This window comes from Pollutimonas bauzanensis (assembly GCF_900129885.1).
GTDB lineage: Bacteria > Pseudomonadota > Gammaproteobacteria > Burkholderiales > Burkholderiaceae_B > Pollutimonas > Pollutimonas bauzanensis.
Map to the genome: position 1 here is coordinate 1 of NZ_FQXE01000025.1, position 21,358 is coordinate 21,358.

Here is a 21,358-nt window from a genome sequence, read left to right on the forward strand (position 1 = left end):
CTGATGGCCGAGCGCCGTGAACAGGCGCTGGTCGATGCCGAAGACATGCTGGACCAGGCGCGTTACGAGGGGGAACAGAAGGGGCTGCAGAAGGGGTTGCAGAAGGGAATCCAGCAAGGCTTGGAGCAACAGCGCCAGGTCTTGTTGCGTATGCTGGAGCGCAAGTTCAGCCCCATGCCCCAACATTATCAAGTCCGGCTTTCGCAGGCCGGTGCCGAACAACTACAAACCTGGTCGCTGAATGTGCTGGATGCCCAGCGCATCGAGGATGTGTTCAACTAAACCCGAATGGCGCTTATTTAGCGCCGAGAGGCTGTGGCGCAAGGGGTTGGCGGTCAACACCTATCGCTCAATTCAGCAACAGATAGAACTGCTGGTTTTTCCGGCTGAAGGTCAGCAGCAGTTGCTGGCCCGCCGGGGCGTTTTCCAGCAGGCTGCGCACATCGCTGACGCGGCTGACCGGCGCATGATTGACGCTCAGCAGGATGTCGCCCTGGCGCAGGCGCGCGGCCGCGGCGCTGCGCTCGGGATACAGCCCGGTCACCGCGATGCCGCTCTGGGGGCCGATCGGGGCGCCGTCGTCCGGGTCGCTCAGGCCTATGCCATTCAGGCGCTTGTCCAGATCGCCCGCATGCAGCCGCTGGCGTTCCGCCGCCGCCACCCGCAGGGAAAGCGTTTCCTGGCGGCCCTGGCGCCGAATGGAAAGCTGCGCCGTGGAACCCAAGGGCAGCAGGCCCTCCAGATTGCGCAGTTCATTGACTGTGCGCACCGGCTTGCCGTTCACGGCGACGACGATATCACCGGCCTTCACCCCGGCTTTTTGCGCCGGCGAATGCGCCTGTACGCCGGTGACTATGATCCGGCTGCCGCCATTGGGCAGGTTCATGGCGCGGGCCTGCTTGGGGCCGATGTCGAACGTGTCCAGCCCCAGATTGCCGCGCCGCACTTTGCCGTGCTGAAGCAGGTCCCGCATGACCGAGGCGGCCACGTCCGAGGGGACGGCGAAGCCGATGCCGACATTGCCCCCGGAAGGGGTGTAGATCATGGTGTTGATGCCTACCAGCTCGCCGCGCAGGTTGACGAGCGCGCCGCCCGAGCTGCCGGGGTTGATGGAGGCGTCGGTCTGGATGAAATTCTGGTAGCCGCTTTTTTGCAGCCCCGACCGGTCGATGGCCGACACAATGCCCGAGGTGGCCGCCTGGCCAAGGCCAAAGGGGTTGCCCACGGCCACCACATAGTCGCCCACCCGCAATTCGGACGAATCGGCCAGCGCCAGGGCCTGCAGGCTGGAGGCGTTGACACGCAGCAAGGCCAGGTCGGTGTCGGGATCGCTGCCGACCACGCGGGCTTCCAGGTCGCGCCCATCCTGCAGCGTCACGGTAATGGTCCGGCCGTTGCGCACCACGTGGTGATTGGTCAGCACGTAGCCGTTCGCGGCATCGACGATGACGCCGGAACCCAGGCTGCGCGCGGCCCGCTCGGGCGGCGCGAAGGCGCCGCCGGGCGCGGGATAGCCCCAGCTTGGCCGGACGACAGGCTGTTCGCTGGAAATATTGACGACGGCGGGGGTGACGTGTTCCAGCATCGGAGCCAGGGACGGCAGGGGCGCCTGTTCGCCTTGCGGCCATTGCCCGGCGGATGCCGGGGACACGGCGCCGGGAAGCGTGAAATGGATGGCGGCCAGCAGGGCGGCGATGACGAGCCGGCTGTGGCGGGCGCGTGTCTTATGAGGTTTCGAATAGGGCATCGAGGGAGCAACTTTGCCGTGCAGGCAAGGCGTCAGGCGCGAGGTGTGATCAGGCGTGGGCATTTTTCCGCGGCTGCCATCTTGAAAGACGATTATAGAAACACGCTTGCATGAAGATTGCATGAAAAAGCGCCAAATAGGGTGGCACAGGCCAGGGCGTCACAGGCCGTTTTGATATGGCGCGCTGCAGGCACGGGCACGGCACGGGCTTGGGCTTGAGCTTGAGCTTGAGCTTGAGCTTGGGCGCCGGCTCGATCGCGAGCCCGCCCGCCACCGGCAGCGGGATGGCGCCGTCCACACAAGCCGGGACCGCAATGGTGCCTGGCTCAGCTTGGCGCGGGACGGCCGCCACGCTTGTTGAAGAAGGCATCCACCTTGTGCCGCCCGGCTTCGATTTCTTCTTTCGCCAGCGCGGGGCGGGCCAGGAAGCGCTCTATCCATCGCGTGTCGACTTCGGCCAGACGGGCCGGGTCCAGGCCCTGCAGGACAAGGTAATACCGGTAGGCGCGCAGCGGGGCATCGAGCGAGACGGCGCGGCGCGCCAGGAAATGGGCGCCGTCAGCCGCGGGAGCGTGGGTCTTTGGCTTATCGGCGCGATACCGGCCCAGGTTGCGGCGAGGCGGCTTGGGTTTGTTCAGGCCTTTGAGCCGCCGCCCGCGCCACCGGGCAAAGCGGCTGGCATCCTGCGTCCATTGCTCTTGCCGGTACACGGCGCGGATGACTTCGCCGTTGTCCAGCTTGACCTCGTACTCGCCCTCATGGAAGGGCGGCGGCTGCAGGGCTCGCCAGGCTTCCCGTTTGAATTTCATTGTTCTTTTCCTTATGGTGTGCGCTGTGGTGAAAGGGTTGGCCGACGGTCGAATGTCGCGGGCGCGACCCGTTGAAAGTCGACGGACGGTGTGATCCCGTGGTGTCGCTTTGCCTTGAATCGGGGCGGCATGCCGTAGTGGAGCATAGTGCGCGCCGCGGTGCGTTGTCCAGAGGAGTCTCTCGGGCAGCAATAACGACAGTCAATAAGCGCATTGCCTCGGTTTTGTCATAATACTTTCATTATCAAATCGTAACATTGGCGCCACTCTGGTTCACGCCGCAGCCAGTTTTATTTCATCGGATTCGCCCGCGCATGATGTTGTCACTGTACCCTCCGCTCAAGTCGTTTTCGGTGTTGCCCGCGTGCCTGCGCGTGTTGCGCTGATCGTCATGTTGGGCGTAAGCGCCGGGGCAGGGACAGGGGCCGCATGGGCCGCGCCGGGAACGAATCCAGAGGCGGCCTTGCGCCCATCGGGCCAGACGTCTTCAAATGATACGTTTGCCTTCGATATTCCTCGCTTGCCCGTGGGCCAGGCGCTTAGGCGCTATGGCGAAATCAGCGATCGCTCCGTCTTGTATGAAACCCGCCAGGTGGCCGACAGATACTCAACGCCAGTACATGGGCGATTCAGTCTGGACGCGGCCCTGAATACGCTGCTCAAAGACACCGGCCTGGTGGCGCGCGCACTCAGCTCTGACTCTGTCACGGTGGCGCCTATTGCTTCCACGCACAAGGGTTCGGCGCCGTCGCTCTCTATCGCCGCGGCGCAAGCCCGGCATAGCCAGCAGCTTTACGATGGCTATCTGCAAGGCCTGGTCTTTCAGTCGCTTTGCGCATGGCCCGATCTTCATGCGGACCGGCGGCGCATCATTCTGCGCTTTTCGGTCAATGCCCGGCGGCGCGTCGAAGGCCTGCGCGTGCGTATTGCGGCGCAGCCGGAACTCGAGCCGCGGGTGCGCGAGGTGTTGACGGCCTTGGCCATCGACCCGCCGCCGCCCGGCGTGGCGCAGCCGGTGATGCTGATGATTTCCCCGGTAGCGGCGGCCCGCCGGGGAGGCTGTCCTTCATGAGCGGGCAGGGGCTGGTCCGCCTGCAGCGTCTGCTGATGTCGCGCTACGACGCCCTGAGGGCGCAGATCGCCCATCGCCTGGGCGGTTCGCAGGAGATGGCGGCGGATGCCCTGCATGACGCCTATGTCCGGCTGGCGTCGCAGGCGGACCTGGACGACGTGAAGTTCCCGCGGACCTATCTGGTCAATACGGCCGTGAACTCGGCCATTGACCGTATCAGGAAAGATGTGCGCCTGGTCAACGACGACGATATTGAAGCCATTTTCGAGCAGGCGCGCGACGAATGCCCCGGGCAGGAGCGCGAATTGCTTGGGCGCGAGCGCATGGCGCAGGTGATGGCGGTGTTGAACCAGCTGCCGCCGCGTCAAAGCGAATTGCTGGTTTCCCATCGCGTGCATGGCGAAGAGACCGAGCTGCTGGCCAAGCGCTGGGGTATTTCGGCCCGCATGATACGCCGGGAAATCCAGAAAGCCAACGACGCTTGCCTGGCCGCGCTGGAAAAACTGGACCGCAAGGGCGGTCAGGAATGATGCCCAGCCTATTTCCTGTCCCGGCGGTTCCGTATCCGCGGCGCCAAACGTCTATAGCTAAAGCGCCCCTGCCATGGGGGCCGGAATGCCGCGGATGAACCTGGACTTTCCTTCCCCCCCATCGGGCAACGACATGGATACGGCCGACATGCCTATGCTGCGCAAGCAGGCGCGCGCCTGGGCAATCAAGCTCAAGACCGGCCGGCCCAGCGCGGACGACGTGGCGGAATTCCAGCTCTGGCGCGGCCAAAGTCCCGCCCACGCGCAAGCCTGGTCGGCGGCTGCCCGCGACTGGAAGACGGTCGATGAAACGACGCAGGCCTTCGCGGCCTTGCGCCGCCCGCGGGCGGCTCGGCCGGATGCGCCGCGCCGGGGCCGCAGGCTGTTTCTTGGCGCCGCCGCGTCCGCATTCGGAACGCTGGCCGTCGTGGGCATCCTGCGCCCGCCTATGGGCTTGTGGCCCTCGTGGTCGGAACTGCGGGCGGATTACCGTACCGGCACCGGCGAACAGCGCGCGGTCAGTCTCGGCCAGAACGTGAGCATGTCCCTGAATACGCAGACCAGCATCGCGGTGGCGCATCGGGGCGGCGTGCAGCGCATCTCGCTCATTGCCGGCGAGGCAGCCGTGTCGGCCTACAGCGCCGCTTGCGAGCTGCTGGCCGAGGACTCCCGCCTTGTCATGAGCGACGCCGATGTGGAAATCCGGCGGCTGGCCCATGGCCGGGTGCGGGTCAGGTGCCGGCGCGGCGAGGCCGAATTGCGGCACCCGGCGCGCGCTGTCGCGCTCGCGGCCGGCCAGCAGTTGATCTATGACCGCCGCCAGGCCGGTACGCCGACCGCGCTGCCGGCGCAGGATGATGCCTGGCGCCAGGGCATCGTCGTTTTCGACAATATGCCTCTGGCCGACGCGGTGGAAGAAATCAACCGGTATCGGCCCGGCCGCGTCGTCCTGCTCGACAGTGCGGCCGCCAACCGGCGTTTCAGCGCGCGGCTCAAGATTGCCGCGCTGGACGAGGCCATAGACTTGCTGGAGGCAGTCCATCACGTGCGCGTGCGCCGTGTCGGGGATCTGGTGCTGCTCGGCTAGCCGCGGCAGTGCGGGGGCCGGCATCCATCGATGCGCCGGAATGCCGGGGGCGCCGTCCAGGTTCGCCCGGGCGGCGTTTTTTTGTGGATGTCATAAAAATTTCACGCGATTTCAGTGCCGCAAAGCGGAGGTCAAACGTCGAGTTGGTAGCCTGGACTCGCACCCGCGGGTTTGGTTTCGCCCTACCGCTTTGATTTGGAATTGACAGGACATGCCTACGCCAGCCCACGACAAGACCGCTACCCTTGGCCACCGTTCACGCGCAAAATGCGCCGCCGCGTCCACGGCGGCGCCGCGCCTGACGCCATTGGCCTCAGCCATCGCCGTTCTGGCGATAGCGGGGAGCCTGGCCGCGCCCAATGCCCACGCCCAGCCGCGCCCCTTCAGCGGCGGCTGGATGGCCGCCAAGGGCGCGGCCCAGGCGCAGGCGGCGGCCACCGGCAGGCTGCCCAATGGCATGCTGGCCGGCATCAATCCTGCGGCCCGGCAACAGCAGGCGGCGCGCCAGCAGTTGAACCGCTCGGTGGCCAACCTGGGCTCGGCCGCGGCGGCCATCGCCGCGCAGCAGGCCGCCCAGGCCGCCGCGCGCTCGGCGGCGCAGAACGACCCCTCGGCGCCGGACGGGCTGGCCGAGGGTGGCCTGAAGATCGACGCCCAGCCCTTGACGGCCGGGTGGCTCAACGCCAGGGCACCAGTACAGACACAGGCCGGCGGGCGCACGACGGTCACGATCCAGCAGACGGCCGACAAGGCCATCCTGAACTGGGAGACCTTCAACGTCGGGCGCAACACCACGGTGGACTTCGACCAGGCGACCTACGACGCCGGCGGCCATCGCACGGCGCAGGCCGGCTGGGCGGTGCTCAACCGCGTCAACGACCCGTCGGGCCTTCCCAGCCAGATCCAGGGCCGGATCGAGGCCGATGGCACGGTCATGCTGGTCAACCGCAACGGCATTGTGTTCAGCGGCAGCAGCCAGGTCAATGTGCGCAACCTGGCGGCCGCGGCCGCCGACATCAACAATCCCCAGTTCAAGGACCGTGGCCTGTACAACGGCGGCGGCGCCACCTTCACCGATGCCCTGGGCGGAGTCGAAGTCAAGGCGGGCGCCCGGATAGCCACCCACCAGCCGGCTTCGGTCACCCAGGGCGGGGGCTACGTGCTGCTGATGGGCAAGGAGGCGAGCAACGCTGGCGAGATCGCCACGGCCAATGGCCAGACAGTCCTGGCGGCGGGCGACAGCTTTGCCATCGGCAAGGGGCAGGGCACGGACGGGAACCAGGCCTCGACCACCCGCGGCAATGAGATTACGCCGCAATTCGTGGTTGGCGGCTCGGCGGGTGTGGTCCGCAACACGGGCCTGATCACTGCGCGCGAAGGCGACATCACGTTGACCGGCAATGAGGTGACGCAGGCGGGCGTGGCGCTGGCCAGCACCTCGGTCAATGCGCGCGGCGCGGTGCACCTGGCTGCCAGTGGCGCGAGCGGCACCGTCACGCTGGGCCGTGACGGCGTGACCGCCATCCTGCTGGAAGACACCCGGGCCACGGCGCTGGACGGCCAGCGCGACAGCCTGCAACAGCCGGCGGTGGACGCCATCGAAAACAACATCGTGCCGGGCGACAAGTACCGGCGCGACCTGTCGTTGATAGAGATCGCCAGCGGCGGCGCGGTGGACTTCGAGGGCGGGTCGCTCACGCTCGCCACGGGCGGGCAAATCGGGGTGCAGGCGGGCGCGCGCGCCCTGGTGCGCGACGGCGCCATCCTTGATGTGTCGGGCGCCATCGGCGTGCGGGTGGCGATGGAATCGAACAGCCTGAAGATCAACGTACAGGGCAACGAGCAGCGCGATGCGCCCATCAACCGCGACAGCAAGAACCTGAACAACAGCGAAGTTTGGGTGGACGCGCGCGAGCTGGTGTTCGTGCCGGCCGGCGCCAATGGCTACGAGTCGGACCGCTGGTACACCGCCGGCGGCCTGCTGGAAGTGGGCGGCTACCTGGGCACCAGCGGCCACGGTGTGGGCGAGTGGATGGCCCAGGGCGGCACGGTAAGCTTTGCGGGCCGCGACGTGGTTACGCAAGCCGGCTCGCAGATCAATGTCTCGGGCGGCACGCTCGATGTGCAGGACGGGATCGTCCGCCAGACCTGGCTCAAAGGGGCGGACAATCGCCTGTACGAGCTCTCGCGCGCCCCCGGCGACCTGCTGTACACGGGCTTGTATCAAGGCTACGAGGCTCACAGCCAGCGCTGGGATGTGACCCGGCATTTCTACAACCCGCTGATAGGCCCGCGCGAGCGCTTCGAGACCGGCTATACGGTGGGGCGCGATGCGGGCCGCCTGGTCGTAAGCACCGCCAACGCGGTCCTCGAAGGCGAGATCGTGGGCGACACCTACCAGGGCGATCGCCAGACGCGGGCCGCGCAGCAGGGCCTGGAAGGCTATTACCAGTCGCAAAACGCCGTGGCCAGGGGCGGCCAGCTGATTGTCGGCGCCTACGCCCCCTACTACGTGAAGGACAAGGGCGCCCTGCAATACGCATTGGGCGCCGGCGCCGACACCATCAAGAACGTGGTGCTGGGCGCCACGGTGGAAAAGATCGCCGCCGGCCTGGCGCTGGACACGGCGCTGCCCGATGACCGGCAAGGCACGCTGTACCTGGACAGCAGCCAGCTCAATGGTTTTGGGCTGGGCAGCATAAAAATCGCCGCCACCCAGGGCATCGCCGTCGAGAGCGTTCTGCAGACCGCAGCGGGCGGGGACATTACGCTGTATGGCCCGGACATCGGCATCAACGCGGACCTCATCGCCCGCTCGGGCACCATCCACCTGGGCAATGTGTTGACGCAGGTCAGCGGCAATGCCCGGATCGAAGATACCGTGCTGGCCGCGCCGGCCGGAACGATGGGCGGCGTTGCGGTCGCGCGGGGAGTGGCCCTGGATGCCAGCGGTCTGTGGAGCAACCTGCTGCTGGACCGGATGGACATTGCGAACCTTCCCTACCAGAATGGCGGCAGCGTGTCGCTGCGGGCCACAGGCGACATCACCCTGGCGCAAGACACCCTGGTCGACGTGTCCTCGGGGGCGGCCGTGCTGGCCAACGGCAGCCTCGAGGGCGGCAAGGGCGGCAGCGCCGTTCTGGCCTCGATGCCCACCCCGGCCGCCGGCGGACCTGGCGGTTCGCTCGCGCTCGACGGCGAACTGCGTGCCTATGGCGTCCAGGGCGGCGGCAGCTTGACGCTGCAAGCCAGCAAGGTATTGATCAGCGATGCCGCCGATTCCCGGGCGCCGCAAGCGGATACCTTGCTGCTTGGCGGGGACTTTTTCGATAAGGGGTTCAGCCACTATGACGTCATCGGCGAGCAGGGCGTGACGGTGGCCGACGGCACCCGGGTCGATGTCGGCATGCCCGTGTTGCGCTTCGGCCAGGCCGCCCGCGACAGCGCCGCGGGCGGCGGGCCCGGCGCGGCGCTGGTCTTGTGGACGCCGCCGGTATACCAGGAGGACCCCGTCCAGGGGCAATTGACGCAGCGCAAGGGCGCGGGCATCAGCCTGCAGGCGGGCACAGTTCAGTCCAGCGCCGCCGACATGGCGCTGGCGCAAGCGGTCGTCGGCAAGAATGCGGTGATCAGCGTCGATCCCGGCCAGAGCATCAGGGTCGCCAGCATCGGTCAACTCACGGTGGAAGGCATCTTGAACGCATGGGGCGGCGCGATCACCTTGAGCGGCGTGAGTACCGGGCCGGCATCGGAGCCGGTCGAGGCGGCGGGCCATGGCCGTTCCATCTGGATTGGCGGGCAAGCCGTGCTGGATGTGGCGGCAAGAGCGGCGACCGGCCTTGACGCGCGCGGCAATCGCTACGGCCTGGTACGCGACGGCGGCAGCATAGTGATAGGCGGCGAGATCGATCACGCCGTCGGCAATGCGTCGGCGCCGAATCTGTTTGTCGTCGTGCGCGACGGCGCCTTGCTCGATGCATCGGGCACGCAGGCAACGCTGGATATTGCCGGGCAGGGCGCGACGAATGTGGCCAGCCACGGCGGCGGCATTTCGCTGGCGTCGAACCATGGCCTGTATCTGGATGGCGCCTTCAAGGCCGAGGCGGGCGGCGCCGGCGCGGCCGGCGGTGCGCTGTCTGTCGCCCTGGAATCGCCGGTGTATTTGAAAACGGCGGCCGGCAGCGTGCTCAATCCCCGCGAACTGGTGATCGAGCAAGATCAAAGCGCCAGTGCCTTGCAGGGTGTGGGGGACGCGGCGCAGGCGGCCGGCGCATTGACCTATGGCCATGGCCGCTTGTCGGTGGCGCAAGTGGAGGCCGGTGGTTTCGACAACCTGTCTCTGCTGAGCGCAGGCTTGTTGAGTTACGCCGGCGATGTCGCGATCGAGCTGGATCAAAGCCTGCGGATTTATGGTGGCTACGCATTGGCGGACGGCGCGGCGGCGGGCTCGAAAGTCCAGCTTGCGTCTTCCTATCTGCGCCTGGCCGGTGTCAAACCGGCATTCCGTGATCAGTATATTTCAGCGCGCCCGGCGGATACCTCGTCCAGGGCGATCAGCGAACAGTTCAGCGCGCAAGCGAACCTGATCGACATTCGCGGTCTCGTAGGGTTGAATGCGGATCGCGTGGAACTGACCAGTCGCGGCGATTTGCGTTTCCAGAATACGAGCGATGGCTGGGACGGCGTCAATCCGGTTACGCTCCTTGCGAGTTCCGGCGACATCGTCTTGAAAGCGGCCCAGCTTTATCCGGAAACCGGCGCCGGCGCAGCCGTGCTAGCCGGCTACACCGCTGGCACTGGCAGCAGCGGCGCCAGTTACGATCCGGCGCGCAGCCTGACCATAGGACGCAGCACCTCCGACCTGCCCGCCATGCCTTACTCTGCATTCGGCTTCCTGCAACTGTATGCGGCGCATGTCGAACAGGGCGGCGTGCTGCGCGCGCCATTGGGTTATATTGGCCTCGGCGTGGCTGGCTACGACAATGAAAAGACACTGAGCGTCAATCTGCTGGACAACAGCGTGACTTCGGTCAGCGGCGCCGGCCTGGTCATGCCTTATGGCGGCACGATAGACGGCCAGAGCTGGAACTACGATGGCAAGGCCGTGACACTCACCGGCGTCGGTGGCGCCCGCGGTCGCGCGCTGAACACTGGAGTGAAGCTGTCGGGCGCCGCGGTGGCGGTGAATGAAGGCGCCGTGCTCGATCTTTCCGGCGGCGGCGAGCTGACGGGCGCCGGCTTCATCTCCGGCCGCGGCGGCTCTACCGACGCGCGCTATCACCCGCTGGTGCAGGCAGGCGCCAGCGGCGGTTTCAGCCTGCCGGGTTTAAGCACCAACCCCGTCTACGCCATTGTGCCCGGCGCGCAAGGCTATGCGCCAAGTGGCGGCGAACATGGCGCGGTGGATCCAGCGATGGGCCGTCAGGTAACCATAGGCGCCGGCGTGCCAGGTTTGCCGGCCGGCACCTATACGTTGATGCCCTCTACCTATGCCTTGCTGCCGGGCGCCTTCCGCGTGGAGATCAATGGCGCGGCCGGACAAGGCGCAATCACCGCGGCGCAAGCGATGCGCAACGGTTCGTGGTCAGTCTCCGGCGCCTTGTCGATCGCCGGCACCGGCATCCGCGATAATCTGGCCAGCCAGTTGATCGTGACGCCGGCCGATGTCTTGCGCACTTACTCGCAATACAACGAAACCAGTTACACCGGATTTGCGCTGGCGGATGCGGCGCGGCGCGGCATCCCGCGTCCTATGCTGCCAGCCGATGCAAGAACCTTGCAGCTCGAGTTGCTGCCCGCCGCGGGCGCCGATGCTTTCCGCTTTGACGGCGAGGGGCGTTTCAATGCGGCTGAGGGCGGTTACGGCGGCACGGTTGCGGTGACAATGAGCGATGCCGCCATCGGAGGCATGGTACTGGAAGTTGTGGCAGCCGGAGCGCAAGCCACAGCCGGCTTTACCGGCATCACACTGGATGCCGATAGCCTCAATAACATCGGCGCGAGTCGCATGGTGATTGGCGGCATGCCGGCCGTGCTGTACGGCCAGGGTGGCAATTACATTACGTTTGAAGGCGGGGTGAAGGAAGTCAATCTGCGTTCCGGCGCGCACTTGTCGGCGCCGGAAGTCTTCCTGGTGGCGGCTGATCCCAATAATCCGGAGCAGGGCGATGGTCTCATCAATGTCGAGCAAGGTGCGAGCATCAACACACTCGGTCGCGGCAACGTTGCGTATGACTCGAATGATGGCTTCGTCTACCGCACGAGCGGACATATGCTGGCGGCATCCAACGGCTTGCTGAATGTCACGCAAGGCACTGGCAGTACGCGCGGCGGCATCCAGATAGGCACATGTACCCTGGCGCCATGCTCAGGCGCGACCACGCTGTACTCGGAAGGCACCGTGCTGGCTTCGACGCAAGGCAGTTTCGTGCTCGATGATGCGGTGCGCTATGGCACACGCAACCTGACCCTGGCAGTGGGTGCGATCAATATCGGCAGCGAGCAGGCGCTGGCCGATGCGCAAGCCGGCGGTATCCGTTCCGCCGGGCTGGCGCTGAACCAGAACGTGCTGGATCGCCTGCTGCGAGGCGATGCCAGCGCCGGCGCGCCGGCGCTCGAAACCCTGGTATTGAGCGCCGCCAACAGCGTCAACTTCTATGGCGATGTGGCGCTGGATACTTATGACAGCGCCACCGGCCAATCGACACTCGACCGGCTGGTGCTGACCACGCCCGCCATCTACGGCCATGGCGACGCCGGCGCGGTTGCCACGATACGCACCGCCAACCTGATCTGGGGCGGCGCCGAGACGGCGGGGGGCAGCGTCATCGCGAATGGCGCGGGCACCGGCAGCGGCACGCTGAATCTGGTGGCGGAGCGCCTTGAATTCGGCTTCGGTCCCTTTACGCAGCCGGGCAACATCAAATCCTATGATCGCCTGGCGCTGGGCTTTGCCAGTGTCAACCTCAATGCCAGCGAGAGCATCACCGCGAACCACAAGGGCAGCCTGTCGGTGTACCAGACGCAGGGGACCTATGAAAGCGGCACGGGATTCCAATACAGCGGCGGCAATCTGAACATCACGACGCCGCTGTTGACGGGCGCGGCCGGCTCGGTGAATGACATCACGGCCGGCGGCGCAATCAATGTGCTTGCCCCGGCCGGAACGGCGACAGTCGATGCCAAGATTGCCAACGGTGCGCTCGGCGCCGAGCTTAGCCTGCATGGCAATGGCCTGACGCTGGCGAGCAAGGTAATGCTGCCCAGCGGCAAGCTGACCTTGATTGCGGAAGAAAACCTGACCCTGGCTGATGCCGCACAGATCGATATGGCGGGGCGCAAGATCAATTTCAACGATCTCGATAAATACAGCTGGGGCGGCGACATCATCCTGGAGAGCCGCGGCGGCGATATCCGGCAGGCGGCGGGATCGACGATGGACTTGTCCGCCGTGAACAACAGGGCCGGCAGCCTGAGCGCGGTGGCGCTGGATGCCGCCGCCGGCATGGTCGACCTGCAAGGCCGCATCGTCGGCACCAGCAGCGGCTATTACGATGCGGGCGGCACCCTGGTGCCATACCAGGCGGGCACCATCGAGGTGCGCGCGCAGGCGCTCGGCGGCAGCGGCACGCTGGATAGCCAGTTTGCAGCGCTCAATACCCGCTTGACCGAAGGCGGCATATTCGGCGGCCGCAACTTCCAGTTAAAGCAGGGCGACCTCACGATCGGCAACGAACTCAAGGCCGGTGAGATCAATGTCTCGGTCGACAATGGTCGTCTCATCGTGATCGGCACTATAGATGCCAGCGGCGAGCGCGTCGGCAATATACGCCTGGCCGGCAAGAATGGCTTGACGATAGGCGGCAATGCCGTGCTCGACGCGCACGGCAGCGTGCTGCGCGTCGACAGCTACGGCAAGATCATCGACAGTCCGAATCGCGCGATTGTCGAACTCAATTCCGGGAATGGAACACTGTCCCTTGCCAGCGGTGCGCAAATCGATCTGCGCCACGGCACGGATGCCACAGCCGGCGGCGGCAGCGGGCGGCACGATGGTGTGGCGCGCGGTACGCTGGAATTGAACGCGCCGCGTATCGGCGGCAATGGCGCCTATGACGATGCGGATGCCGCCATTTACGGCGACATCGCGATGGATGCGGGCGCTGCGGTGAATATTCGCGGCGCCAAGTCGATTGCCGTCAACGGCATGCAGCGCTACGACGATGCGCCACTGGCCACAGTCAAGGATGCCAGCGGCAACGCGGTCCTGGATCCGGATGGCAAGCCAGTGCTGGATCTGGCTGCCAGCGGTCGTCCTTACCAGGTCATCAACCAGGACTACCTGGATGAGATACATGGCGACAGTACGAAGTTCATCGACAACGCACTAGTCAACGGAAATTTACGCAATACCAAACTGGCCGGCTTGAACAATGCGGCCTATGCCGATGCCTTGCATCTGCGCCCGGGTGTGGAAATCGTCAGCAACGCCAGCACCAATCCGGGTGGCGACATGATCGTGCAGGGCGACCTGGACTTGTCCGGCTATCGCTATGCCAGCCTGAACCCGCATACAGCGAAAACCGGCGTCTACGGTTCCGGCGAGGCGGGCGCGTTGACGATGCGCGCCGCCGGCAACCTGGATATCTTCGGCAGCATCAATGACGGCTTCGCGCCGCCTCCGCCTACGCCGGACGACAAGGGCTGGATACTGTTGCCGGGCCGGGACTTTGCCGGCGGCGATATCGTGGTGCCCGGCGCCGGCGTGACGCTGGCCGATGGCACCGCGTTCCCGGGCGGCTCGACGCTCAACTACGACTTACCCATCAAGGCGTTCAGCATGGAGGCTGGCACGCTGCCGGTGGCGGCGACGCTGGATCAGGATCTGACGCTGCCGGCGGGCACCGTGCTGGCGGCGGCGCTGCGAGATGCCGCAGGCAATATCTTGTTTGCCGCCGGCACCTTGCTGACTGCGGAGCAGACGCTGCATGCCGGAAGCAGGCTGGATGCCGGCAGTGTGCTGGCTGGAAGAACTGCTTTGCGCGCGGTGATCTGGCCCAAGGGCATACCGTTGCCGGGAGCGGCGGGCGACAGGAGCACGCTGCTGCTCGACGGCAACAAGGCGCTGGCGGTTGGCGCGCTGATTCCTTCCGGCACTGACGTGAAGCTGCCGGCCGGCGTGGCATCGATTGAACTGCGCCCCGAGCTTGCCGGCAGCCAGGGAAAAATCTGGGCCATCGCGCCCATGCTGGCGGAAGGTTCGCAATCGTGGTCGCTGCGCCTGGTGGCAGGCGCCGATACGGAGGCGGCGGACAGCCGCATCGTCCAGGCCAGGCCGGCAAACGGCGATTTGCGTCTGGCCGACAGTCACTACGGGATGTTTGGCAAGGCGCTGCCATTCAAGGGCACCTTTCTATGGAGCCAGGATGGGGCAGATGCCACGGGCGGCGCCGTCAACGCGGGTGATGTAATGACCGAAGAGTATGTCTACTCGGTGACAGGCCTCACTGTCGCTGAGTTGTGTGCGGCTGATCCAAGCCTGTGTACCGAGCAATCCGCTTATATATGGACTGCGGACGGGGCCGCGGAAATGGGGGATCCTTCCCTGACCGGTCAACCCATGGAGCTGGAATATGTGCAAATCCAGGTCGGGTACGACACCATCGAGGGCATGTGCGCGGATTTGCCATACTGGTGCGCTTCCGGCTCGGCAACCGAATATGAAGCAGTCGCCAGCAGCACGCGCTTCAGCGTGGTACGCACAGGCGCCGGCGACTTGGAACTGCTGAGCGGCGGCAGCCTGCGCATGGATTCCCTGTTCGGCGTATATACCGCGGGCAGTTCATCCGCCGCCACCTTTGCGAACGATCCGTATAACCAGCCCAAGGGCCGGGGCGCGAGCGGGACTGTCCTCAATGACCCCGATGGCGCGCGCGAACACCTGGTCGACGGCGGCGCCGACAGCATTTACCGCGCATGGTATCCGGATCACGGCGGCAATCTTTTGCTGAAAGTGGGTGGCGACTTGACCGGCGCGCAGATGAATACCAGCATTTCAGTCAATACCCGTCCGGTTTCGACGGACAAGGGCTATGCGACAGGCGACGTTGGAAACTGGCTATGGCGCCAGGGCAGCGGCAGCGTGGCGACCGGGGCCCAGGCACAACCCGCCGCATGGTGGATCAACTTTGGCAGCTATACAGCCGCCGTGTACGGCGCCGATCAGATGGCTGGATTCACCGGTTTTGGCACATTGGGCGGCGGCAATGTCGACGTGCAGGTAGGCGGCGATGCCGGTGTGGTGGCGAAACTCGCGGGATCCGCTTACGATCAAAACATCAACCCGCGCAGCCAGGGGCTGGTGCTGGCGGTTGCCAGCACCGGTCGCGTGGCGGCGGACGGCAGCATGCAATTGACCGGCGGCGGCGATCTGGAAGTGCGTGTCGGCGGCGCCTTGAACCCGGCCAGTGAGTTCAGTAGCGGCACACTGAATGGCGCGCTGGTCAATCTGCGCGGGCATGCCGGACTGGAGAGCGCACAACTGGGCAGCATCGCCCTGATCTACGGCAATAGCAGCTTCCAGCATGTGCCGAAGGAAAGCCGCGCCTTCGATTCTTTCCGCGCGACCCGCGCCGAGGCGCTGGGCGGCGTGGCGCTGGTGCCGGGCGATGCGACTTTCAGCATCGGCACATTGGGCGACCAGGTGGTGCAGGAGGTGATAGATCCGGGCCGCGTGACGACGATGAGCTTTTCGCCCTTCCTGAATAGTGCCGGCGTCAATGGCCGTGGGGAGAGCTGGTTCACCTTGTGGACCGATCGTACGTCGCTGGATGTGTTCTCCGCCGGCGGCAACCTGACGCCTTATACACAGGGCAGCATTAGCGGCGGCAGCATCAGTGATGATGCGATTATCTACCCTTCGATCCTGCGGGCGGTGGCGGCGAGCGGCAGCCTGTTCTATGGCAAGGGGTCCAAGACGCAGGCCGCGGACTTGGGTTTCTTTGAACCGATATTGCTGGCGCCATCGGCCAATGGACAACTGCAATTCCTGGCGGCCGATTCCATCTTCGCCGGTGGCTTTACCGTCAGCCAGTCCGGTGCCGCGCCGGCTGCAATGGCGACGCCGCATAATCCGGCTTATGCCGGCTGGATCGCCGGTACTTTCCCGGATTTGCCAGTGGCGATCAATACTTCTGTTCTCGCCAATCCGGTGACTAACGGCTACTTCCCGCTGTTTGCTTTCGGGCCCAATAGCGCGGCCACACAATTGGAGGGTAGCAGCGAGCCGGCGCGTTTCTATGCGATGAGCGGCGATCTGATCGGCGTCGACAGTGGCCGCATGATGACTTATTCCGATCTGGATTTCCGTTCGAGGCCAACGGCGCGTTATGGCCTGACCTGGTATGAAGGGGCGCAGCCGGTGTGGATGATTGCCGGACGCGATATCGTCAGCAGCGGCACCTACCAGGCCCAGGTCGAAGACGGCCGGCGTTCATACAAGACCAGCGGCAATCTGTTTGTGCATCACAACGCGAGCGACGTATCGGTGGTGTCGGCCGGTCGCGATATTCTTTACAGCTCTTTCAATGTCGCCGGTCCGGGCACGCTGGAGATCAGCGCCGGCCGCAACATCCTGATGGAAGACAAGGGCGCGGTCTCCAGCATAGGCGCCATCGTTCCCGGCGATACCCGTCCTGGCGCAAATATCGTCATGCAAGCAGGTGTGGGCAGCGGCCTGGATTACCTGCGCTTCATCCTGCCCTACCTGGATGCGGCCAACCTCGCGCATAGCGGCACGCCGCTGGCGGACCAGGAAGACAAGGTGGCCAAGACCTATGAGGCGGAATTGATTGCCTGGCTGGCGGAGCGTTACGGTTTTGCCGGTGATGCCGATGCGGCGCGCGCCTACTACCTGGCTTTGCCGCCTGAGCAGCAACGCGTGTTTGCCCGTGACGTCTACTTCGCCGAGCTGAAGGCGGGTGGTCGCGAATATAACGATGTCAACGGTCCGCGCTTTGGCAGTTTCCTGCGCAGCCGCAATGCCATCGCCGGCCTGATGCCAACGGTGGATGCGGATGGCAAGGCGATTGTGTATGACGGCGACATCATCATGTACAAGGGCGAGTATGTATACCAGGCCCCGGGCAATTCTATCGTTGTCACCACCCCGCGCAGCGGCTACGTGCATACCAACTTCGGCGGCGATATCCAGATGCTCGCGCCGGGCGGGCAGCTGGTGTTCGGCATCGAAGGCGAGGCGCCGCCGTCGACCTCCGGCGTCATCACGCAGGGCGGCGGCAACATCCAGATGTATGCGCAAGGCAGCATTCTGCTGGGCCAGAGCCGGGTCATGACCACCTTCGGCGGTTCCATCTTCGGCTGGTCGAGCCAAGGGGATATCAACGCCGGGCGAGGGTCCAAGACCACCGTGGTCTACACACCGCCCAAGCGCGTGTACGACGGCTGGGGCAACGTGACCCTGTCGTCGACCGTGCCCAGTTCGGGCGCCGGCATCGCCACCCTCGCGCCGATTCCGGAAGTGCCGGCCGGCGACATCGACCTCCTGGCGCCGCTGGGCACGATAGATGCCGGCGAGGCGGGCATCCGGGTGTCGGGCAATGTGAACATCGCGGCCTTGCATGTGGTCAATGCGGCCAATATCCAGGTGCAGGGGGATTCCACAGGCATCCCGGTGGCGGCCGTGGTCAACACCGGGGCGCTGGCCTCGGCCAGTTCGGCCTCGGCCTCCGCGGCGACGGCGGCGCAGGAAACCGTGTCGCGCGCCCGTAACGAAGCCCGCCAGAACCAGCCCTCCATCTTCAGCGTGCAGATACTGGGCTTCGGGGGTGAAAGCGCCCTGGGCGCGAGTGGAGCGGATTCCCCAGCGGCGGCGGGCGCGGATCAGCGGGCGGCTTATCGGCCCGATCACATGGTGCAAGTGCTGGGCAGGGGCAATGCGCCCGGCGCCCAGACCGCGCTCTTGACGGCCGACGAGCGGCGGCATATGGGCTTCTAGCCGGCCGGGGCTGCGGGGCATGGCGCGCCGCAGCCCCGGTTCGCGCCAAGGTTCAACGGCTTTGACCGGTCCTGGCAGTACCATCGTACCAGAGACAAATCGCGCCTTGTTCGTACTCCTTTGCCAACGCTTCGCAGAGGCTCTGCTTCGCGGGATGGCCCTGTGGATCGCGGGCATCCACGCAAACGGCGGCGACAGGCTGGGAGGGGCGGGGAATGGCGGCGATTGTCCGCTTCGTTCCGGCGGATCGCGTCGGGCCGCGTCGTGTCGAACGGTGTGGCGCGAGGCCCGCAGTGTTGCCGAATTTCAGAAGGGGGGTAGGGTTCCCCCCAGCCCCTGAGTCGGTGCGTGCCAGAAGAGGCCGGGTAAGGGGCGTACTTCCTTGGGCCAGAGACTAGGGGAAACCCATGCTGTGATTCTAGGGAAATGACAGCGGGTTTGCAAGGCCTCGCGTGATTTTCAAGCTGTTTTTTCATGGATTACTTCAAAAACAACGGCCTCTTCATTGACATGATTTTGTCATCAAATTGCGCTATGGAAGCCGTCGCGGCGCGGGGCCGGATGGGCTCCGGCAAGGCGGATGCCGCGGTCCATTGCATTGCGACGTTCATGGCGCAGGCGCATGAACATTGCGTTTCCGGCTATGCGAAAAAACCTCCCGAGGATTTTCCATAAACCTGACATAGGCGTCAGGCAGCATAGGCCACTCCGACGTTGGTGCTATGGAGCGGGAATAATGGATGCGGGCAACTTGCGGATTACCGCGGCAGGGAAGGAAACGAAGCGGCAGGCGGGTTTTTCCTTGATCGAGGTAATGGTCGTGGTGGTCATCATGGGCGTGCTGGCCGCGGTAATCATCCCCAATCTGCTGGACCGGCCCGATCAGGCCCGCGCCGTCGCCGCGCGCCAGGACATCGGCGCCATCATGCAGGCGCTGAAACTGTATCGGCTCGATAACGGCCGCTATCCCTCGAACAGCCAGGGGCTCAAAGCGCTGGCGGAAAAGCCGGCCACGGCGCCCATCCCCAACAACTGGCGACCCTACCTGGAGCGCCTGCCGAACGATCCTTGGGGCAGCCCTTATCAATACCTTAACCCGGGCGCCAATGGCGAGATCGATGTCTTTTCGTTTGGCGCCGATGGTCAGCCTGGCGGGGAAAAGGCCGACGCCGACATCGGCTCCTGGCAGTTGTAGCGTCGTGACCCTATGAAAACCGGCCTGCTGCGGATCGCGCTGCCACGGTTGGGCGAAATTCGGCCGGATGCGCTGGCCGTGTTCGGCTGGCGCGCGGGCGCGGGAGCCTGGCAGGATGGCGGGCCCGCGCCGCTGCGGGAGATCGCCGCGCGGTTCGGCGCGATGCGCGTCGAGGTTTGCCTGCATCCCGAGGACGCCTCGCTGACGGACGTGTCTTTGCCGCCCCTGCCCGAAAAGCGGCGGCGCGCCGCCATCCTGGCCGAGGTGGAAGCGCTGGCGCTGGGCGAGGTCGAGGGGCTGGCCGTGGGGTTTGGGGCCCGCAATGACGATGGCGCCGCGCCTGTCGCATGGACGGAACAGGATAGGCTGGACGGCGCTTTGGCGCGCTTGCGCGCCATGGGCCTGAACGTGCGCGCCGTCTATGCCGCGCCTTTCTTTCTGCCCCTGCCCGATGCCGGCTCCTGCGGCGTCCTGGTCGATGGCTGGGCGGTGTTGCGCACCGGGCGCGATGCCGGGCTCATGCACGCGGTCCATGCCGCTCCCTTCCCGGAAGCGGGCGCAGGGGGGCCGCCGGATGATGGGAACGATGCGCCGCCGGCGGCGCTGCCGGTCCTGTCCGAACCCATTCAGTGGCTGGATGCCGGCCTTCGCCAGGCGGCGGGGCCCACGGCCTTGTCCAGTCCCTCCGACGCGCCGTCGCGCTGGGCCGGCCCTTGCGCCGCCTGGTCCATTCCTGTTGGCGGCCGCCAGCGCGGCGGGGGCCGCCAGAACTGGACGCGCGCGGCGGGCGCTTGCGCCCTTGCCGCCGCGGTGTGGGTGGCCGGGCTGAATCTTTACGCATACCGCTTGGCGCATCATGGCCAGGCGATTCAGGCGCATATGCGGGATCGCGTCAAGGCCGCGTTTCCCGATTTGCCGGTGGTCGTCAATCCCTTGCAGCAGGCCCGGCAGCAGCGCGATGCCTGGTCGGCGCTGGGCGATGATCCGGACGGCGCCCGCTTTTCCCGGACGATCCGCGCGTCGGCGGCGGTGATCGACAATCTGGCGGGGCAGGTGCAAAGCATGCGCTATGCCGGGGGCGAACTGGTGCTGACGCTGCGCGGCGGCAAACCCGCCTCGGCGGATGAGGCGGCGGCGCTGGCGCAACGCGCCAGCGAGGCGGGTCTCGCTGCCACGGCGGACGCCTCCGGATGGACGCTGAGGCTAGATCCCCAGGCCATGCCGCCCGCGCTGGCCGCCAGGAATACGCCGGGCGCGACGGCCAAGGAGGCGGGATGAGCCTGTCATCGCCGCTGAAACGCAAGAGGCCTGCCGCGTTCATGCCGCGCCTGGCTGCGGCGTACGCGCAAGGCGCGGCGCAGTGGCGGCTGTTTTCGGCGCGCGAGCGGCGCCTGATGGCCGCCGCCGCGCTGTGCCTGTCGGCGGCGTCGGCATGGTTGCTGTTGGTGAACCCGGCCTTGGGCCTGATTGCGCATTGGCGGCAGGAAATTCCCAAATTGCAGTCGCAGGCCAGCGCTCTGGAAGATGTGCTGGGCGAGGCGGCCATGCAAGCGCCGGTGGCGCCCGCGGGCGACGCGGCCGCGCAGCTTGCGCGTCTTCGGCTGAGCCTGGATGCGGCCGGGCTGCAAGGCCGCTATGAGGTGTCATCGCTTGCGGGCGGCCAGGGCGCCGCGCCGGACGCGCCGCGGGCGGATGTCATTCGTGTGGAGATCAAGGGGGCGCCCATCGATCAATTGATGCCCTGGCTGACAGTCTGGCCCGACCGGCTGGGCCATGAGGTCGTGGCCGTTGCGCTGGAGCGCAGCGGCCCTGCGGTATCCGCGGAGTCCGGCGTGGCCGGGCATCTGGACCTGGGTATCGCGCACATTTCAAAGGACGGTTCCTGATGCGGCGAAATAGGGTG

Annotated in this window: 11 protein-coding genes; 9 read left to right on the plus strand and 2 right to left on the minus strand. The window is 65.9% G+C overall.

Annotation, left to right across the window (positions count from 1 at the left end; translation table 11 throughout):
• On the plus strand, nt 1-282 hold a 282-nt coding region (locus tag BUB23_RS25520; protein WP_143161140.1), incomplete at its 5' end, for a DUF4351 domain-containing protein.
• A 67-nt stretch (nt 283-349) separates the two neighbouring features.
• Here BUB23_RS25520 and BUB23_RS25525 read toward each other — a convergent pair.
• Together BUB23_RS25525 and BUB23_RS25535 are read right to left on the minus strand one after the other, a co-directional pair.
• Nucleotides 350-1,810, minus strand: coding sequence for a Do family serine endopeptidase (locus tag BUB23_RS25525; RefSeq protein WP_245801392.1), 1,461 nt, complete (start codon nt 1,808-1,810; stop codon nt 350-352).
• Nucleotides 1,811-2,073: 263 nt separating this feature from the next.
• Nucleotides 2,074-2,556, minus strand: coding sequence for a hypothetical protein (locus BUB23_RS25535; protein WP_073110058.1), 483 nt, complete (start codon nt 2,554-2,556; stop codon nt 2,074-2,076).
• A gap of 364 nt (nt 2,557-2,920) precedes the next feature.
• On the opposite strand from BUB23_RS25535, the gene BUB23_RS25540 reads away from it, so the two are divergent.
• From BUB23_RS25540 to gspM, 8 genes are all read left to right on the plus strand, one after another.
• Nucleotides 2,921-3,628: an STN domain-containing protein gene (locus tag BUB23_RS25540; protein ID WP_143161141.1), complete on the plus strand. Its 708-nt coding sequence runs from the start codon at nt 2,921-2,923 to the stop codon at nt 3,626-3,628.
• Nucleotides 3,625-4,158 carry an RNA polymerase sigma factor gene (locus BUB23_RS25545; protein WP_073110063.1) on the plus strand — a complete coding sequence of 178 codons (534 nt, stop codon included), beginning with the start codon at nt 3,625-3,627 and terminating at the stop codon, nt 4,156-4,158. The genes BUB23_RS25540 and BUB23_RS25545 overlap by 4 nt, the downstream gene beginning before the upstream one ends.
• Before the next feature lie 94 nt (nt 4,159-4,252).
• Nucleotides 4,253-5,245 carry a FecR family protein gene (locus BUB23_RS25550; protein WP_073110065.1) on the plus strand — a complete coding sequence of 331 codons (993 nt, stop codon included), beginning with the start codon at nt 4,253-4,255 and terminating at the stop codon, nt 5,243-5,245.
• Between the two features lie 211 nt (nt 5,246-5,456).
• Entirely contained in the window at nt 5,457-18,260 is a 12,804-nt protein-coding gene (locus BUB23_RS25555; RefSeq protein WP_073110068.1) for a filamentous hemagglutinin family protein, read from the plus strand.
• A 474-nt stretch (nt 18,261-18,734) separates the two neighbouring features.
• Nucleotides 18,735-18,935, plus strand: coding sequence for a hypothetical protein (locus BUB23_RS25560; RefSeq protein ID WP_073110070.1), 201 nt, complete (start codon nt 18,735-18,737; stop codon nt 18,933-18,935).
• 61 nt (nt 18,936-18,996) lie between these two features.
• Nucleotides 18,997-19,455, plus strand: coding sequence for a type II secretion system major pseudopilin GspG (gene gspG, locus BUB23_RS25565; RefSeq protein WP_073110073.1), 459 nt, complete (start codon nt 18,997-18,999; stop codon nt 19,453-19,455).
• Between the two features lie 12 nt (nt 19,456-19,467).
• Nucleotides 19,468-20,733: a type II secretion system protein GspL gene (gene gspL / locus BUB23_RS25570; protein ID WP_073110076.1), complete on the plus strand. Its 1,266-nt coding sequence runs from the start codon at nt 19,468-19,470 to the stop codon at nt 20,731-20,733.
• A complete protein-coding gene (gene gspM / locus BUB23_RS25575; RefSeq protein WP_073110079.1) occupies nt 20,730-21,341 on the plus strand; it encodes a type II secretion system protein GspM in 612 nt (203 codons plus the stop codon). Before gspL ends, gspM begins: the two co-directional genes overlap by 4 nt.
• The last annotated feature ends 17 nt before the right edge of the window (nt 21,342-21,358 follow it).

Bases quoted from the DNA above. Each gene is read 5' to 3' on its own strand.
- gspM (WP_073110079.1), top strand. From the start codon at position 20,730: ATGAGCCTGTCATCGCCGCTGAAACGCAAGAGGCCTGCCGCGTTCATG.
- BUB23_RS25555 (WP_073110068.1), top strand. From the start codon at position 5,457: ATGCCTACGCCAGCCCACGACAAGACCGCTACCCTTGGCCACCGTTCA.
- BUB23_RS25545 (WP_073110063.1), top strand. From the start codon at position 3,625: ATGAGCGGGCAGGGGCTGGTCCGCCTGCAGCGTCTGCTGATGTCGCGC.
- BUB23_RS25550 (WP_073110065.1), top strand. From the start codon at position 4,253: ATGAACCTGGACTTTCCTTCCCCCCCATCGGGCAACGACATGGATACG.
- gspL (WP_073110076.1), top strand. From the start codon at position 19,468: ATGAAAACCGGCCTGCTGCGGATCGCGCTGCCACGGTTGGGCGAAATT.
- BUB23_RS25535 (WP_073110058.1), bottom strand. From the start codon at position 2,556: ATGAAATTCAAACGGGAAGCCTGGCGAGCCCTGCAGCCGCCGCCCTTC.
- gspG (WP_073110073.1), top strand. From the start codon at position 18,997: ATGGATGCGGGCAACTTGCGGATTACCGCGGCAGGGAAGGAAACGAAG.
- BUB23_RS25525 (WP_245801392.1), bottom strand. From the start codon at position 1,810: ATGCCCACGCCTGATCACACCTCGCGCCTGACGCCTTGCCTGCACGGC.
- BUB23_RS25560 (WP_073110070.1), top strand. From the start codon at position 18,735: ATGGATTACTTCAAAAACAACGGCCTCTTCATTGACATGATTTTGTCA.